This is a genomic window from Parendozoicomonas callyspongiae (genome assembly GCF_023502345.1).
GTDB lineage: Bacteria > Pseudomonadota > Gammaproteobacteria > Pseudomonadales > Endozoicomonadaceae > Sansalvadorimonas > Sansalvadorimonas callyspongiae.
This window is the reverse complement of the sequence record NZ_JAMFLX010000149.1, coordinates 1-531: the sequence shown is the minus strand read 5'-3', so window position 1 is coordinate 531 and position 531 is coordinate 1. Positions and strand designations below refer to the sequence as shown.

Here is a 531-nt window from a genome sequence, read left to right as displayed (position 1 = left end):
TAACGCCTTGCTCAGCGGTGAGTTAAACTGGCGCCTTTTTTGCCGGTCTTTTGGCAAAAAAAGTGACAGTTTGACGAGTCCGTTGCAGCAACTTGTTAGGCCATTTTTATTACAATACATGAAAGTCATGCAATATGAACTCAAATAAAGGTGGCTTACCGATGAACTCAAATTGTGCTGTCAAGTCACTCCACTTCCCGTTTAATGGAACATCATGTTCAACTGAATAACCACTTTCATCATCAAATTTCAAAACATCAGCACGATAGCTTCCGTTGGTTTCTTTTACTTTTGAGAAAAAAAAACCATCTGTGTTTTGTGCACCAAAAACTGTTTCCTGACCAAACTCATTTAAAATAGTCTCTTGTACCTTTTCAGGTGTCCATTTTATACCGTAGCAATTTGGCTGATCTATTATGTTGCAAGCTTCGTTTATCTTTCCATCAGAAATTAAATCAAACCATTCTTGAACGAACAGAATCATCTCTTTTTCTATGTTATTTGAATTAATCTTCACGATCTTCCTGAGGC

At 37.1% G+C, this 531-nt stretch carries 1 protein-coding gene; it reads right to left on the bottom strand.

Annotation, left to right across the window (positions count from 1 at the left end; translation table 11 throughout):
- Positions 1 to 109: 109 nt before the first annotated feature.
- A partial coding sequence (locus tag M3P05_RS20720) for a hypothetical protein (RefSeq protein ID WP_249702051.1) occupies positions 110 to 531 on the bottom strand: 422 nt, incomplete at its 5' end.